The sequence below is a fragment of the Cognatundibacterium luofuense genome, assembly GCF_018139685.1.
GTDB lineage: Bacteria > Pseudomonadota > Gammaproteobacteria > Burkholderiales > Burkholderiaceae_D > Undibacterium > Undibacterium luofuense.
On the sequence record NZ_JAGSPN010000138.1, the window covers coordinates 1 to 462 of the forward strand.

Genomic DNA, 462 nt, shown 5'->3' on the forward strand with positions numbered 1-462 from the left:
GGTGACATTTACTGGAACGGCGCGATCCGTCCGCTGGCCGGAGGCACAGAAGCCCTGTTCGACCAGCTGAAAGTGGAATCGGTCAAACAACCGCAACCGGAAGTGCACATCCGTGGCGACCAGAACACCCGTTACGAATTCGTCGGGCGCACGATTCTGGCAGCACAGCGTGCCGGTATTGCGAAAGTGGCGTTCGTGATTGAACCGCCACCGAAGAGCTAAGGAAGGAAAGACGATGGGAATGCAAATAGGCGGAGGAGGATCATCCTCCGAACCGGAAGTCATGACCGAACTGAACATGACGCCGCTGATCGACGTCATGCTGGTACTGATCATCATGTTCATCATTACGATCCCGATTCAGAACCACTCGATCAACCTGAATCTGCCGACCGGACCATCGAGCCCGCCGACCACAGAACCAGTCGTGATTAACATCGACGTGGACTTTGACGGCACGGT

At 55.8% G+C, this 462-nt stretch carries 2 protein-coding genes; both read left to right on the forward strand.

The features are described 5' to 3' along the window. A partial coding sequence (locus KDM89_RS19695) for an ExbD/TolR family protein (protein WP_212689585.1) occupies positions 1 to 222 on the forward strand: 222 nt, incomplete at its 5' end. 13 nt (positions 223 to 235) lie between these two features. Beyond that, the coding region (locus KDM89_RS19700) for an ExbD/TolR family protein (RefSeq protein ID WP_212689586.1) at positions 236 to 462 on the forward strand (227 nt) is incomplete at its 3' end.